17 protein-coding genes are annotated in these 15,391 nt (G+C 63.1%); 9 read left to right on the top strand and 8 right to left on the bottom strand.

Going from position 1 to position 15,391, the window contains the following annotated elements; translation table 11 throughout:
- Positions 1-8: 8 nt before the first annotated feature.
- From AL3_RS19115 to AL3_RS08800, 6 genes are all read right to left on the bottom strand, one after another.
- The gene (locus tag AL3_RS19115; protein ID WP_083521607.1) at positions 9-350 is read right to left on the bottom strand and encodes an FmdB family zinc ribbon protein; all 342 of its coding nucleotides are present in this window, start codon (positions 348-350) and stop codon (positions 9-11) included.
- A 211-nt stretch (positions 351-561) separates the two neighbouring features.
- Positions 562-894 carry a hypothetical protein gene (locus tag AL3_RS08780; RefSeq protein ID WP_066299514.1) on the bottom strand — a complete coding sequence of 111 codons (333 nt, stop codon included), beginning with the start codon at positions 892-894 and terminating at the stop codon, positions 562-564.
- Between the two features lie 109 nt (positions 895-1,003).
- Positions 1,004-1,771, bottom strand: a complete 768-nt coding sequence (locus tag AL3_RS08785) for an SCO1664 family protein (protein ID WP_066299517.1) — start codon at positions 1,769-1,771, stop codon at positions 1,004-1,006.
- Positions 1,771-2,325: a DUF3090 family protein gene (locus tag AL3_RS08790; protein WP_066299520.1), complete on the bottom strand. Its 555-nt coding sequence runs from the start codon at positions 2,323-2,325 to the stop codon at positions 1,771-1,773. The genes AL3_RS08785 and AL3_RS08790 overlap by 1 nt, the downstream gene beginning before the upstream one ends.
- A gap of 9 nt (positions 2,326-2,334) precedes the next feature.
- A complete protein-coding gene (locus tag AL3_RS08795; protein WP_066299522.1) occupies positions 2,335-3,042 on the bottom strand; it encodes a histidine phosphatase family protein in 708 nt (235 codons plus the stop codon).
- A 187-nt stretch (positions 3,043-3,229) separates the two neighbouring features.
- Positions 3,230-3,439: a hypothetical protein gene (locus AL3_RS08800; RefSeq protein ID WP_066299526.1), complete on the bottom strand. Its 210-nt coding sequence runs from the start codon at positions 3,437-3,439 to the stop codon at positions 3,230-3,232.
- Positions 3,440-3,730: 291 nt separating this feature from the next.
- On the opposite strand from AL3_RS08800, the gene AL3_RS08805 reads away from it, so the two are divergent.
- The 3 genes from AL3_RS08805 (at position 3,731) to AL3_RS08815 (ending at position 5,868) form a co-directional block, all read left to right on the top strand.
- The gene (locus AL3_RS08805; protein WP_066299529.1) at positions 3,731-4,165 is read left to right on the top strand and encodes a VOC family protein; all 435 of its coding nucleotides are present in this window, start codon (positions 3,731-3,733) and stop codon (positions 4,163-4,165) included.
- A 358-nt stretch (positions 4,166-4,523) separates the two neighbouring features.
- Positions 4,524-4,757: a hypothetical protein gene (locus tag AL3_RS08810; RefSeq protein ID WP_066299531.1), complete on the top strand. Its 234-nt coding sequence runs from the start codon at positions 4,524-4,526 to the stop codon at positions 4,755-4,757.
- A gap of 412 nt (positions 4,758-5,169) precedes the next feature.
- Positions 5,170-5,868 (top strand): hypothetical protein, encoded by a 699-nt coding sequence (locus tag AL3_RS08815; protein WP_151724089.1) that lies wholly within the window; start codon positions 5,170-5,172, stop codon positions 5,866-5,868.
- 90 nt (positions 5,869-5,958) lie between these two features.
- Here AL3_RS08815 and AL3_RS08820 read toward each other — a convergent pair whose 3' ends face one another.
- A complete protein-coding gene (locus AL3_RS08820; protein ID WP_066299539.1) occupies positions 5,959-7,299 on the bottom strand; it encodes an APC family permease in 1,341 nt (446 codons plus the stop codon).
- A gap of 469 nt (positions 7,300-7,768) precedes the next feature.
- Here AL3_RS08820 and AL3_RS08825 point away from each other — a divergent pair, with 469 nt between their 5' ends.
- Positions 7,769-8,077, top strand: coding sequence for a hypothetical protein (locus AL3_RS08825; RefSeq protein ID WP_246168725.1), 309 nt, complete (start codon positions 7,769-7,771; stop codon positions 8,075-8,077).
- 1,494 nt (positions 8,078-9,571) lie between these two features.
- On the opposite strand, the gene AL3_RS08830 is transcribed toward AL3_RS08825, so the two are convergent.
- Positions 9,572-10,492, bottom strand: a complete 921-nt coding sequence (locus tag AL3_RS08830) for a LysR substrate-binding domain-containing protein (protein ID WP_066299541.1) — start codon at positions 10,490-10,492, stop codon at positions 9,572-9,574.
- A gap of 154 nt (positions 10,493-10,646) precedes the next feature.
- Between AL3_RS08830 and AL3_RS08835 the strand changes: the two genes are divergently transcribed.
- The 5 genes from AL3_RS08835 (at position 10,647) to AL3_RS08855 (ending at position 15,026) form a co-directional block, all read left to right on the top strand.
- Positions 10,647-12,026, top strand: coding sequence for an MFS transporter (locus tag AL3_RS08835; protein ID WP_066299544.1), 1,380 nt, complete (start codon positions 10,647-10,649; stop codon positions 12,024-12,026).
- A gap of 39 nt (positions 12,027-12,065) precedes the next feature.
- Entirely contained in the window at positions 12,066-13,286 is a 1,221-nt protein-coding gene (locus AL3_RS08840) for an FAD-dependent monooxygenase (protein ID WP_083521609.1), read from the top strand.
- On the top strand, positions 13,283-13,903 hold the full coding sequence (locus AL3_RS08845) for an NADPH-dependent F420 reductase (RefSeq protein ID WP_066299550.1): 621 nt from the start codon (positions 13,283-13,285) through the stop codon (positions 13,901-13,903). Before AL3_RS08840 ends, AL3_RS08845 begins: the two co-directional genes overlap by 4 nt.
- A gap of 153 nt (positions 13,904-14,056) precedes the next feature.
- Positions 14,057-14,563: an immunity protein CdiI family protein gene (locus AL3_RS08850; protein WP_151724090.1), complete on the top strand. Its 507-nt coding sequence runs from the start codon at positions 14,057-14,059 to the stop codon at positions 14,561-14,563.
- Positions 14,564-14,630: 67 nt separating this feature from the next.
- The gene (locus AL3_RS08855) at positions 14,631-15,026 is read left to right on the top strand and encodes an HsmA family protein (protein WP_066299554.1); all 396 of its coding nucleotides are present in this window, start codon (positions 14,631-14,633) and stop codon (positions 15,024-15,026) included.
- Positions 15,027-15,391: the final 365 nt, after the last annotated feature.

Below are 15,391 nucleotides of genomic sequence, written 5' to 3' on the forward strand. Positions count from 1 at the left end.
GGCCACGGCTATGGCCTGGGCAGCGGCTGGTAGGGGCCGGATCCTTGGGCGGAACCCCTTTGACCGGCCGTCCGGGGTGCCGCTCCGGTGAATGGGCTCCAGCGCTGTCCGTTCCCGATGCCTGCGCCCGGAGGGAGGGACCGCACGACGGAGGGGGACTCGGCGCTGGCTTCGGCTGCGTTGCGCGCCCGGTCCGTGGCCCGGTGTGTACCGGTCAAGGCGGGCGCGGTATAGACCCGCCGGGATTCCAGACCACACTGCGGGCACTCCAGAACGGGTACTAACTCGGACATCGGGAGCAGCAGCTCGAACTCCGCGCAGTCAGGACAGCAGAAAACATAGGTCGCCATGGGGCCTCCAAGCGCTCGGCCCTGCAGTCCAGCTGGAAGTCATGACAGTGTCAAGAGTGGCGGGCACAGGGTGGCGCTGACCATCTTTCTCAGCATGGTCCAGGCCCATGACGGAAGGCTCACCATCAAGGGACGGCCCGACGGCGGCCTTCGTGTCTCTGCTAAGCTCCCCGCCTGTGTGGTGACTGGAGAATCGCCGGCGGGGGACAGATCAGCGGATGGGTGAAGCCCCTGACCGGGCATTCTCCCGCTGCAAGCCGTGCCACCCAAGTAGAACTATCACGGCGAAAAACCCTCCGATCATCCAGTCGAAGTTGTTGGCCAGATATCCGCCCGCAGATACGAGCATGGCTGCGGTGGGCAGCCAGGGAATGTGCGTCCAGTTCCGCAGAGAGGCACCGAATCCGGCGACCAGGGCTACCAGCGCTCCGGTCACCGGGAACATGGTTGTCTGATCATGGGGGAGATCGCCGATCATGACGACCGCAGTGGCAAGTAGAACTACCGCGAGGATGGGAAGGGCTGCGCGAAGAGCGGGCTTCATTCTTGCCTCCTGGTTGTGCCGGGCTGTGTCCGGCCCACCCTAGGTGCCTGGAGCATTGAGCTCAATCGCCGCCGTCGGCGCGCCGCGGCCTTAGAGCACCATGGTTGGCTTAGAACAGCGGCCAGGGAACCGCAGGCATCCCGCCGCGCGGCCCCGGGAACACCGCCGTCGACCGCAGCCGGGCACAGCGGGCGGCCAGCGCCTCGATCTCTTCCGCAGTCAACAGCTCCGCCAGCTGCACACCAAGCTCACCCTCTAGCCCCGCGAGAACCCGATCAATCCCGGCGAGTTCCTCGGCGCTCAAAGCCTCACCGATCCAGCCCCACAGCACGGTCCGCAGCTTGTGGTCGCTGTGGAAGGTCAGCCCGTGGTCCACGCCGTAGCGGTGCCCGTCGGCCACGGGAAGGATGTGGTCGCCTTTGCGGTCGGCATTGTTGACGACGACGTCGAACACCGCCATCCGCCGCAGCGCCACCGAGTCCTCGTGAATGAGCGCGACGATCCGCCCGGCCGGGTCTTCGCCCTCCAACACAAGCTTCCACCCGGACTCCGGCACATCCTCCAGCGGCACCAGATCCACGGCGTTCTGTTCCGGGGCGGTCTCCTGCCAAAGCTGGACCATGCCTTCGCCGAGCGGACCGTCCCGCAGCCAGGTGCGCGGCACGATGTTCCAGCCCAGCGCCTCCGACACTAGATACGCCGCAACTTCGCGGTGCGCCAGGCAGCCGTCGGGGAAATCCCACAGCGGTTTCTCGCCAGCAAGGGGTTTGTAGACGACCGCCGCGTCGCCGATGCTGCCCAGGAAGGTGGCGTTCGACGCCGTCGTAATCCGCCCGGTGAGCGTGAGTTCGTCGGTGAGCAGGTCCGGTGCCGGCATCAGGCCTCGGGGAGGGTGCAGGTGTGTCCGTCGGCGTCGATCGGCTGACCGCAGATCACGCAGATCGGACGCCCGGCGCCCACGATTTCCCGCGTGCGCTTCGCGAAGGCCCGGGCGGTGCCCACGGGCATCCGCACGCGCAGCACTTCGGCGGCGTCGGCGTCGTCGGCATCCTCGAGGAGCCCGTCGTCGTCCTCATCAACTTCTTCGATGGGGTAGGCCTCGATGACGACCTGCGCCGTCGTCGGGTCCCAGCCCAGGCTCATCACGCCGGCGCGGAACTGTTCCTCCACCGGGTCCAGATCGTCATTGTCGACGAGCTCCAGGGGAGTGTTCGCGGGAACGTGGAAGGGGTTGCCGTCGACGGTCATCAGCTGGTCGAGGATCTCGTCGATTTTCTCGGCGAGCTGGTCCGCCTGCAGCTTCTCCATGGCGATGCTGATGAGCTGCTTGCCTGCCCGCGCCTGCAAGTAGAACGTGCGCTGCCCGGGGACGCCGACGGTGCCGACGACGACGCGGTCCGGCCAGTCGAAATCATGAACGGTAGTAGGCATAGGACTACTTTAGGCTCCTCGGACCGGTGGGGCCGTATGGCCTGCGCCACCGCCGACCGGTGCATCGCTGTGTTCGTGGGTGGCGGCCAGCCAGGACAGGTCTCCGGCGTCGGTGTTGGTCGCGTGGACGGTGGGCCGCCCCGCGCCGTAGCGCACGATCGATACGGACGCAGGCCCGACGTCGATGCGCTGGAACATATCCAGGTGCATGCCGAGCGCGTCCGCCAGGACAGACTTGATGATGTCCCCGTGGCTCACCGCCACCCACACGGCGCCCGGCCCGTGCTCAGCCTCGAAGGCTGCATCGTGCCGCCGGATCGCCGCCACTGCCCTGGCCTGCATCGCGGCCATGGACTCGCCGCCGGGGAAAACGACGGCGGAGGGTTGGGTCTGCACGACCTTCCACAGATCCTCTTTCGCCAGGTCGGCGAGGGTTTGGCCCTGCCACTGGCCGTAGTCGCATTCGGTGAGGGCGTCGTCGACCGGTGCGTGGGGGGTGCCCTGCTGCTGAGCGAGGATGAACTGTGCGGTCTGCCGGCAGCGCTCGAGCGGACTAGACACCACTCCAACGAGGGGCACGACGGCGAGTCGTTTCCCGGTTGCGTCCGCCTGGTCCCGTCCGACGTCGTCGAGGCTCACGCCGGGGGTCCGCCCGGCCAGGAGGCCGGAGGCATTCGCTGTGGTGCGGCCGTGCCGCACGAGGATTACTGTTGCCATCCACCCAGCGTAGTTCCCTGCAGTCAGGTGCCCGACGGCGGTGTGGGGTTGGAAGCGGTGGGCGCCGTTGAACGGCGTTGAATGCTGTAGCGGTTGGGCCACCTTCACCGGGCACTAACGCGGGCGGGGTATATGCGAATGGCATGGTCACGCAGTAGTTGGCCGCCCCTTGGTCGCAGGCGCGACCTCAGCCATCCCGGTTACGGCGTCCCCGCTTCCGCTCCGTGAGCATCATGCTGACGAGCGCAGCAAAAACTACGACAGGCATGAGCCCCGTAACCATCGCTATGAGGCCAGGAAAAATCGCACCAGTAATTCCAAGGGCAACAACAATCACCAGCGCTGGCAGCATGAAAGAAAAGCGCAGTTTCAAGTCAACCCCTTTTGATTTCGCCATTTTTTAGCTGCTGCGATTATTTCGGCTCTACCAGGACTGTTCCCTATACGGGCATGAATGCGGGAACCTCCATTCTCGCTGTGACCCTAGCGCACGAATGGCAGCGATACCTAGCGACGTTTTCCCATGTCTGTGCGTCATCCACATGTCTGTAAGCCGATCCCCGACTGGAGCAGTCCGGGTTTAGCTCCTCAGCTAGGGACGTCCCGTTGAGGGACCGGTTTACGGGACGGGAACCTCATGGTCGGGAAGGGCTGGCGAGGGAACCTTCAGAATCGTTAGTCTCGGTCCATGAGTGCATTCCCTCAGGTGCTTCAGACGGTTCTCGACACTACTGATGTGCGAGGACTGGCGGAGTTCTACCGTCACCTCCTGGGACTCCAGTATCGGCCAGGAGATGAGCCCGTGGAGGAGGGCAAGGCTGACTATGTCGATTGGCTCGTTCTCACTGATGGACAGGGTAAACGCAGGCTTGCTTTTCAGCAGGTTGATCATTTGCAGCGGACAACATGGCCGCTGCCTGAGGTGCCGATGCAGATGCACCTCGACCTGACGGTTCCTGACCGAGAGGCGCTGGAGCATCACCACTCCAGGGCGTTGGCGTTGGGGGCAGAGCTCCGTCTCGATCGGACGGACGACCCGAACGAGCCGTTGTACGTTTACGCCGATCCGGCCGGTCATCCGTTCTGCATCTTCGTAGCGGGCATGGGGTCAGGTGTCCGTTGAAGGACCCTCCACTGGGACAACGGGAGCATCCAGAGCCTCGGGATCACGCCGGGCGCAGCAGTGCATGAGTATCGAGGGTTGAAGCGTTTAGTGCCGTACTGCAGCTCCCAGACCCGCCGGTTTTGGTGCGGGAGATCTATCGACGGCCATGAACCGGCACCAAGCCGCAGCCGGACACACCCGACAGTGGACGTCCGGGGCAAGCCAAAACAGACTTGGTGACTACGGACCGGATAAGCGCCGGGGAAGTGACTAAAACTGTCCAGTTGTCTCGCCTGGGGATCATTAACCGGTACAATTCGGGCATCATTCTGCGAGGATTCATTGGCGAGTGTCCGAAAGCGGAGGATGTGCACCGATGGAAGAATTTCCCCCAGCCGCCCTAGCGCGTCAGCGCAGAATGAAGCGTGTTGCGAGAGCGTTCTTCGCGCTGTCCGCGCTGGCTGTTCTGACGCCGGTCGCAGTTGGTCTCTTCGGCTACAACACGGACTTGCCGATTACTTTGATCGCGGCGGCTCTGATGATAACGGGGATCGTCATCCAGACTCGGTCGGACCCGGCTTATGCCAAGACATCACAGAATCACACGTAGCCTCCCTGGGCGTCCCCTCAGCGCGAAACGTTTACGGCTCCTGCTAGGCAGGACATTCATCGCACGGGCGATCAACCGCTACATTGTCACCACCATCCAATCTGCGGAAGGCCGCCAACAACCTTGGAGTCCAGCTATGGCACGTAACCGCAGGCGTTGGAGATATCGTGATCCGGCCGCAGATCGGTTTGCTGTACCTGCTGGCGATAATCTTCACCATCGACTCAACTCCACCTCGAATTGCCTATGCATTGTTTTTGCTTCGTTCACCACAGTCCTCGTAGTCATCAAGGTGGTAAGGAACTCAGCTTCCCCACCAAACGAAGGCGGCCGATAACCTGATCCTGGTCCCGGCGCCCGGCCCTACCTCCCATTCCTATAACGAAGAGGGTGTGTAACACTTCGCGCATGAATGACCCACGAACGCCCAGACTTCTCTGCTGCCTCGGGATGGGACAAGCGGTCGCTTTCTGCGGCGCTGGTACTGACGGGCCAAGGAAAGTGTTGGACCGCGGGTGGGTTGAAAGAGCTGCGCCACTTGTCCGTCCCCCAACCGGATGACGGTATGAAGAACTGGGTCCGGCTACACCCCTACCTGGCACTTGCATCCGGCTATGTGATCTTCTTCGTGTTCACAGCAGCCGTGCGCTTCAGCATTAACTCACGTGACCTGGTTGATGCCCTGGTCGGTGCCTTTATATACACCTCGGTTTACTGGCTTTTCGCACTGTCGCAGGTTCGAACTGCTTGGAAAACCAAAAAACGGCTCGCGGAACACGGGCAGTTCAAGGCCTATATCCGCTATCCCGACTCCCGTCCGGGTTCACTCAGCGGCATCTGGAACCAAGGGATCGCGACTCCCGCTGCCGGGTCTGTCCGCTTCCAGCCCGCTGTTTACGACACCTTGGAGCCTTCAGGACGGGCAACAGACTTTGTAGTGCTGGACGTGTTTCCGGACCGGTGGAAGGTCAGCGGTAAAGAGCGCAAGTATCTGCCAGCCTCCGGATACCAAGCCATGACCCTGCTGACTGACAAGGGCAAGGTGCAACTCGCCGCGAGTCCGGAGTCGCTGGACGGACTCGCCACGGCTCTGGCATCCGGTCCTGTGTAGCGGCCGCCTCCACAAGGCCGCATGCCAAGCGTGAGTGGCGCGCTGCACGCAAAGCTGCTCGTAGGGTCCCAGCAACGGTCCCGCCGCACGTCAGCCTGCGCTCACACGGTCCTCGCGTTTGCGCCGTGCCCGGGCGGCGAGGAACAACAGCGAACCGACCGCAACATAGGCGGCGGAACCGAGCCAGATGGGCCAGGTTTGCTGCGCCAAAAGCACGATGCTCGCAATGATCGCGAGGACCGGCACGAATCTGGGGGCCGTGAAGTGGTCGTGCTCCACTTTGTCCTTTTTGAGGACGAGGACGCTCACGTTGGCGGACAGGAACACCAGGAGCAGGAGCAGCACGGTGGTTTCGGCCAAAGAGGCGACATTCCCGGTCAGGGTGAGGATGATCGTCAAAGCGGCAATGACGACGATGGAGACCCACGGGGTACGGCGGCCGGGCAGCACTCGGCTGAAGGCACGGGGAAGCAGTTCTGCTTCTGCCAATCCGTAGCCGACCCGGCTGGCCATGACCATAAAAAGCAGCGCTCCGTTGGCAATGGCGATCAGCGCGATGAGGCTGAAGAACCAGGGCGGGATGCCGACGCCGCTGGCGGCGACGACGTCGAGCAGCGGCCCGGTGGAGTCGGCCAGTTCCGCCGGGGGTAGGACGATGACTGCGCTGAGGGCGATGAGGAGATAAACGAGCCCTGCGGTGCCGATAGCGCCGAACAGCGCGCGGGGGTAGGACTTGGACGGTTGGCGCACTTCCTCGGCCATGTTGGCCGCCGCCTCGAAGCCGAGGAACGAGAAGAAGGCGACGATGGAGGCGGCGAAGGCGCCTTCAAGAGGCGGTATGTCAGGTGCGAACTCAAGGAGCCGGGAGGGCTCCCCGTTGCCGGAGGTGAGCACGATGGCGCCGACGAAGATGACGATGACGAGTCCGGTGACCTCGATGATGGACGCAATGAGGTTGGCGGTAAGGGATTCCCTGACGCCGCGCAGGTTGATCAGGGTCAGCAGGATGATGAACGCGACTGCTGCGGGTGCGGAGGGCACATCGATGAGCGCGGTCAGGTAGTCGCCCGCGAAGGCGTTCGCCAGGGCGGCTGCAGTGGTGATTCCGGAGGCCATCATCAGGAATCCGACGAGGAATGACAGGTAGGGGATGCCGAAAGCCCGGTCGACGTAACGTGCGGCGCCGCCGGCGTGCGGGTATTTGGTGATCAGCTCGGCGTAGGTCGCGGCAGTGAGCAGCGCGACGACCAGAGCGATCAGCAGGGGCATCCAGATGGCGCCCCCAACGTCGGCGGCCATGGTGCCCACCAGGGTGTAGATGCCGGCACCGAGGGTGTCGCCGACGATAAACGCGAACAGCAGCGGCGTACCAATTGCCCGCTTCAATCCGGTTTGAGGTTTTGGCGCCGGCGGGCCGGAATCTCTTGTCATTGGGCCATTGGAGTTCGTTAGTCATTCCAGCGCAAGAGGGTTTTTCCATCTTGTGGCGCCGGTTTGTCATTCAACCGTCCGGCGCAATAAGTCCGAAACGGCTAAGCCGACGACGACGCTCAGGTGCCGCCTCTGGCCGCGGCAGTGCCTTCTGATTAGGGTGAGCGAATGACAGCTTCCGTCCAATCACGAATGTTCGCCTTTATCCCGGGAAGCTCAACGATTGAACATTCCAGCGGCCCGGCCTACACAATCTCGGACATAGACGCTGACGAGAATCTTCCGCGTCGTCCAGAGGGGAACTCCCATTAGCCGGCCGTTCCGGACGCTCAGCGTTGCCGCCGCCGCCGTCGTCGTCGGTATGCCCGCTGTGGCAGGCTGCCAATCCATCTTCAGGGGCGAGCCGCCATGCCTGCCTCCTGAGTTCTCGGTGAGTCCTGCCAGCGCCCGGATTGGTGAGCAGGTCACCGTGTCGGCTTCTGACTCGGAGTGCAATCCCCGTTATGGGCAGGAGGCCAGCATCAAGATCACCGTCACGGACTCCACTGGCAATCAGGTCATCGACACGACAGCCCCAATGAACGACGCCGGTGGGTTCACCTACACGTTCAACGTTCCAGCCGACACCGCAGCGGGAGAAAGCTCCATCACGGCCTATCCACACGGCATCGACTGGTGCGACGACACCGGGCGGAACAACCGGGCACAAGCCGAAACCCATACCTTCACACTCGTATCCTGCGTCATGCCGCAGGAGAGCATCACGATCCTTCCCTAGGACGGGAACGTGGCACCTAGGGCAGGAACGCACTGGGCAGCGAAGGAACTCACGGCTTTCGCGTGTCGTGAGGTGGTTGCTTGCTCGGCGTCGGCCGTGAACCGGCGGGCATCCGTCCGCCATGCCGGAGAGCGGATACGCTCTGGTAACGGGCCGACGGGGATTTATGGAGGGGGGAACGGTGTCTGGGGAAGCAGCGAAGCCACTGGGGGTAGCCGAGACTTTCTCGCGGCCACCGGGGGGTCTCCTTGGCGGTATCTGTCTGTCGGTAGCGCTCGCCTGTCTGATCCCGTTGAGCGACCATTCTGCTTTTGATGACGTGGGTTCTCGCTGGAAAGATCGCGGCCTTTCGTATAGCCCTGCAAGCGTGCAGTCCCTGGGAACTCGCCGATGAAGGACGACCAGGCCTGCTTTAGAACTCGTCAACGACGAAGGCGCGCCGTGAAGCTCGCTATCGGTCTACTTCTCGCTGCCTGGGTGGGATCGGTTGCCTTCAGCGCTGTAAATGAAGGTGCCGTTCCTCCCGTCTCGGAGTTCGGGACTATTCCAGCGCCCAGCCGGGCAGGAGAAATTTCACAATTCTGTGGCTCGGGAGGCTGCTGGTGGGAAATGGACGTTGAAATCGAATCCCCGCAGACTGCAAGGTCTTTAGTTGCCGATCTGGAGCTGGCATCGGAACGTTGTGAGCCGGTGAACCTATGGACGTTGCGCAAGACATGCATTGGCCGCGCTGAAGGCAAAGGGGGTCTTAGGATCTATCTGCGGTCTGACTTCTTGCTTTCCAAGTATTAGACGATTCCCGTCTCCGCGCGTTCACGGGGAGTTTGGGACATCCTGTCCATCGGTCAGCGTGCAATTCGAACCATCCACGATTAGCCCCATTGAAGGTTGATCCGGAGTGAGTTCAGCCTCAACCGTGCACAGAGGGTCCGCGCTGATGGATACCCACCCCAAGGGAATATCTGTGTGTGAGAAGCTGTCGCCACCACGCATAGCCTCTGAGAAAATCAGAGCGCCGTCCGGTCCGACGACGCGGACCTCATACTTGCCGCCCTGTACGGCGGGCACAGTGGGTCGAAACTCAACAGCGATGCTTCCGGGTTCGAGCCCCGGTGTGCAGCCACTCAAGAAGCCGGTAGCGACAAGTGAGACGAAGCAGGCTGCTAAGCGTTTAATCTCCGTGCCTCAATTTCCAGTAGTGGCTGCATGTTGGCCAGATCGCGAGCTCTTTCGCTCCGATGGGATGCCATTCTGCCTGGCAGCAGCATGCAAAGCAGCTTAGTGCCCCGGTGGAGGATCGGCTGACAGGCAGTCCCATGGAGCCGGACAAGCAGGCATGAGGAGGTCGGCTTGGGGCTGATTTGGCCATGTCAGACGACCCCGCCCGTCGAGTCATCCGCTTGTGCCCTGACTACGGGCACCGGTGGCCACTTTGGGAGAACAGCACCCCCGGCCACCCGAGACGACGAGTAACTGCCCCGACGCCCGCTGGCTTCACGCCGGATCAGTCCGGCCGTAGCCGCCGAGTTTCTCCACCGCGAAGTCCAGAAGGGCCGAAGCGCGCGGCGTGAGATTCATATCCTCAGGCCAGATCCCAACTACGTGCGAGACCGTGACGGGTGGGTCGAGAGGCCGCCGAACCACCGGCCGGCCCTCGGTGCTCATCGGGAGCCTGTTGGGCCGTGACATAAGCAGACCATAGCCCACGCCGCGGCCCACCAGCGCCTCGACGAGGTTGGTCTGGCTGACCCGGGTTTCGATCCTGGGAACAAGACCGAGCGCGGTGAAGGCATCGATGACGTTGACGGTGCCGGGTGTCGCTACATATTGGATGTAGGGCTCGCCCGCGAGATCCGCGAGGTCGACGGTGCTGGCCGAAGCGAGCGGATGGTCCGGATGCAGATGAACCTCCAGTTCCGTCGCGTAGATCTTGCGGCGGCGGTACCCAAGCGGCAAGGACACGTTGTAGACGAGGGCCACGTCGAGATGCCCCGACTGAAGCGCGGAGAGCAGCTCTTCGTTGGTGCCCACCATGATCTCCATCTGCACTCCTGGATGCCTCCTGGGGAAGCCCTCAAGAAGTTCCGGAATTACATTCGTGGCGAAACTCGAATAACAGCCGAGCTTCACCGGACCACGCAGCTCCTCGGTCCGGCGGGCACCCAGGACGAGCTCCTGCGTCTCGGAGATGATCCTGCGTGCCTGCTTCGCGAACTGCTGGCCGGCCGGAGTCAGGGTGAGCCCCCGGGCCTTACGGCGCACGCACAGCTGCACCCCAACAGCATTCTCAAGGGAGGTGACCGCCTGCGACAGCGCGGACTCCGAGATGTGCAGGTGGGCCGCCGCCGCGCTGAGGGTGGCGAAGTTCGGCAAAGCGGCGAACAGCTCAAGCTGCCGCAGGCTCACATCCGTCATGACCACCCTCCTCTACGAAACCATCTTCTTCGACAAAACCGAATTACATCCCCACATTACTGTGATTTACACGCAGAGATAGGCACCACAACATTGAAGGAACAGCTTCCCGAGCCCCTCCCCTGAGAGGGCGACAAAGACGTTAGGGACAAGAATGACCTCCTCCGCACCCACCCAAAACCGCACCTCCCAGCGGCGAATCGCGTTCGCTACGATCATCGGCACCACCATCGAGTGGTACGACTTCTTCATCTACGCGACGACAGCAGGCCTCGTGTTCGCGCAGCTCTTCTTCCAGCCTGCCGGCGAGGAGATCGGCGTGCTGCTCTCCTTCGCCACGGTCGGCATCTCCTTCCTCTTCCGCCCGCTTGGTGCCTTCCTCGCCGGCCACTTCGGTGATGTCCTCGGCCGCCGCGCGATGCTCGTCCTCACGCTCGTGCTGATGGGCGTTGCGACGACGCTCATCGGCCTGCTGCCCACCTACGCCCAGATCGGCATCGCCGCGCCGATCCTCCTGCTCCTCCTCCGCATCCTGCAGGGTCTCTCCGCCGGCGGCGAGTGGGGCGGAGCGGTGCTGATGGCAGTCGAGCATGCCCCCGCGGACCGCCGCGGCCGCGCCGGCTCCTGGCCGCAGCTCGGCGTTCCTCTAGGCTTCCTTCTCGCATCGGGAATGACGGCCCTCATGACCGGCGTCATCTCTCCGGGCGATGCCTACCTCGAGTGGGGCTGGCGGGTGCCGTTCCTCGTGAGCATCGTGCTTATCCTTGTGGGCTTCGTGATCCGCCGATCGGTCGAGGAGAGCCCGGTATTCACCGATCTCGCCAAACGGGGCAAGCAGAAGCAGGTTCCTGTCGTGACGCTGTTCAAGCGGCACTGGTACCTCGTGATCCTCGCCGCGCTGGTGTTCGCAGGCAACGGCACGCTCGGCTACATGACTACGGGCGGGTTCCTCAACCGATACGCCATCAACGTGCAGAGCCTCGACACCACCTCGGTGCTCCTGGCGGCATCAACCGGAGCCGCGGTGTGGTTCTTCTCGACCCTCATCGCCGGCTACCTGTCGGATGTGATCGGCAGGCGCAGCACGTTCCTCATCGGCTTCGCGCTGCAGGCCGCCGTCGTCTTCCCGGTCTTCTGGCTCGTCGACCACGGCGGACTGCCCGGGCTCTACACCGGGCTCGTCCTCATCTCGACCAGCCTTGGCCTCACCTACGGCCCGCTGGCCGCGTGGTACTCGGAGATCTTCCCCGCGTCGATCCGCTTCTCCGGCGTCTCCATCACCTACGCGATCGGCGCGGTCCTCGGTGGAGCTTTCGCCCCTCTGATCGCGCAGATGCTGCTTGAGGCCACGGGCACGACGGCGGCCGTCTCCGGTTACCTTCTCACCGCCTCCCTCCTCGGTGGCATTGCAACCCTCTGCCTGCGGGACCGCTCCGGCATCCCGCTTGGTTCCGAGCACGAGGCCGAGCAGGCGAGCGGAGCCACGATGTTCACTCCGCGCGCGGCCGCCAAGGAGTTCGCCGGAAAACGATAGGGAATCACAAGTGTTTAGCAGTACAGACAGGGAGAAATAATGGTTAGTTCCACCACCAGAATCGCGGTTATCGGCGGAGGGATGGGCGGACTCACCGCCGCGATCGCCCTGACCCGGATAGCCGGCGTCCAGGTCACGGTGTTCGAGCAGGCCAGCAAGCTGGGCGAGGTGGGTGCAGGCGTCACGGTGGCACCGAACGCCCAGCGCGTGCTGGAAACACTCGGCATCCTGGAACAGGTCAAACGTGCCGGCGCGGTACCCGACGGGCACGGCATTTACCAGGATGCCCTGGGCAATCTGGTCACCGACGCGGCCTGGGAAGATTCGGGGCAGCGATACCGCAACATCGGAATGTACCGGCCGGACCTCATCAACGTCCTGGCTCGGGAAGTCGATCCCGAAACCATCCGCCTCAACCAGCGAATCGCGTCCGTCCAGGCGCTGGATTCCGGTGTCCGCATCGATTTCGAGAACGGAGCATCCGAGGATTTCGACGCCGTCGTCGGTGCGGACGGTATCCACTCGGTGGTGCGGAAATCCGTGCTGCAATTCCCGGAGCCGGTTTACTCCGGATATATCGTCTACCGCGGAGTCGTTGATACGTCTCTGCTCCCCGACGACTGGCGCATGATCAGCCAGGTCTGGATGGGCAACCAGAGGCACTTCATGTGCTATCCGCTGCAGAACCGGAAGCTGTTCAACTTCGTGGCAGGCGTCCCCAGTGACCGGCCGCTCAACGGGCCCTGGTCCGGGCCGGCAGCGGTGAGTGAGCTCGCCGCCGAGTTCGCGGGGGAGGGCTGGGACCCGTTGCTGCACCGCTTCATCGAGGCTGTTGAGAAGACCTTCTGGTGGGGCCTGTTTGATCACGAACCCCTCACCAACTGGTCACGGGGGCCGATCACGCTCCTCGGCGACGCAGCGCACACCATGCTGCCGCACCAGGGACAAGGCGTGAACCAGGCGATCGAGGACAGCATGGCGCTGGCCATCTTCCTCAACGCCGCGGACAGCCCTGCCGATATCCCCGAAGCGTTCCGGCGCTACACCTCGGTCCGGATGCAGCGCACCGCGATCCTGCAGCACGGTTCCCGGCGGGCCGGGGCCATGTTCGATGCGCAGTATGAATTCGCGGACCTCAAAAAGCGCGACGCCGATCTGCGGGTCGGACGGGATTTCCGCCGAAGCGCGGTGTTCGACTACGACGCGCAGAAAGTCGCCGAGAAGGCACTCACACGATTCAGGAAGGTGCAGTTCGCATGAGAACCATCAGCATCATCGGCAGCGGCAAGATGAGCGCGGCGATTGCCGAAGTCGCAGCGCGGGCCGGGGCGGATATCCAGATCGTTCGGCGCAGTACATCGAGCTCCTCCGGGGACCGGCCGGATGCCACCTACAGCAGCATGGGTGAGGAGCTCACCGGAGACCTGGTGGTGTTCGCGGTGCCGTACAACGCCTACCCGAGCATCCTGGAGCACTACCGAGAGCGGCTCAGCGGCAAGGTGGTCATCGATATCAGCAACCCCATCGACTTCACCACCTACGACGAGCTGAAGTCACCGGCTGACTCCTCCACCGCCGCCGAGCTCGCCAAACAGCTGCCCGCAGACGCCGCCGTCGTAAAAGCCTTCAACGTCAACCTCGGCGACACGCTCACCAGCGGCACAAACGGCACTACGACGACGACGGTCCTGTTCGCCGGCGACTACGCGGACGCGAAAATCGCCGTAGCGGACCTTATTAACGCGTCAGGGATGCGCGCGGTGGACGCCGGCCCCCTGTCGCGCGCGAGGGAACTCGAGGCGATGGGTTTCCTGCAGATCGTGCTGGCCGCACTCGGGAAGACCCGGAATGAATCGGGGTTCACCCTGCTGCAGTGAGCAGAGGGTGGTGGTTCCCGGGCGTCTGCGGTTGCCGGCAACGCGCAGATAACGGGTCTCCCGCGGACAGTTGTTGCTGCTGCACGGCAATGACTGTCCGTGGCCGCCATCCAACGCCTGTACCGTGGCCCGACACAGCAGTACGCTCCTGACATGACAACTCCGGATAGGGGCCGCCCGCTAACCGTGCGCATGTTCCCGGACTACGCCGGGACAGTGCTCTGGTTCGGCAACCCCATCAGATATGAGGACTCGGGACTGGCTCAGGACCTCATCCGAGCCCTCCGGTCATGGGAAGACTCCTATTACCAGTCCCTGACTCCGGACATTGACTGGGTGTCCGCGGAAGCGGCCCATCGGTTCACAGCTGAGGGTAATCGGCTGGCAAGGCAGGTCGCGGACGAACTGGGCGAGGGCTTCGAAATCAGCTTCGCCTCCTACGAGGACGGCGTGCCTGCCCGGTTGTTCCACTCGTCCGGTGCCGCACCCAACGCCAATGCAGTGGCGGCGTTCAACGCTCTGGCTAACGCCCCGCAGGCAGGTGGGCAAGCTTCCTACCTGGCCCGAGAAGAGATGGAGCAGTCCGGGGGCTCTGGCTGGTATGCGTATGCTCCGCTGGCGGACACATCTTTCGGGCCACCGGAGACTGGAAAAGAGTAAAGGGCCCTGAGATTAGTTCAAGCCCCGGCCTGGTCCCTTCCCAGCAAAGCACCTGTAGCCTCAGAGCATGCTAGTGCCAGCAATTATCATCATCACGGCTGCTCTGGTCTTCTACACAATTGGTGTGTGGTCGGAGCACCGGCAGCGCGTCCTGAAGTGGTGGCATGCTGGATTTTTTGCCCTGGGCCTCATCTGCGATGCCACTGGCACCTATCTCATGTCCCAGCTTGCGCAATCGGGCGACGTCAATTCCGGCGGGACCGGAGCGGGGCTCAACGCCATCATGGCCGTTACCGGTGCCATTGCTTTGCTCCTGATGGTGTTCCACCTCGCCTGGGCGGTCATCGTGCTGGTCCGCAACCGCGAGGCGGAGAAGGAGCGTTTCCACAAGTTTTCCCTCATCGTCTGGGGGATATGGCTGGTTCCCTACGTAACAGGGGCCCTCGGCACCAGCCTAAGCTGATCCAGGACTCCGCACGGTCCCGGATGCCCCGAAGCATCCGCTCGGTCGTGGCCAAGCTGACCATCTCGACTGGCTCCACAAGGGCCCCGGCGAAAGACCAGGTGAAGTCGTAAGGGGCGCCGGCGTCCGAGCTGTCGCAGGCTTGGTGCCTTCAAACCGGTGGTACAAAGGGCAGCGTTCATTCGACGTTATGATCAAGCAGCTCCGTTTGGACTGCGAACAACATTGGGGGAAAGTCATGGATGCTGGCTGGCTAAACTTCGTCATCCTTTCGGTCGGTTTTACCACCGTCTTCTTCTACGTCCTTTACCTGGTTATTAGAGGCGCGGTCCGTGACGGTATTGCCCTAGCTGATGAACGAAGGA

It is taken from the genome of Arthrobacter luteolus NBRC 107841 (assembly GCF_001552075.1).
GTDB classification, from domain to species: Bacteria; Actinomycetota; Actinomycetes; order Actinomycetales; family Micrococcaceae; genus Arthrobacter_B; species Arthrobacter_B luteolus.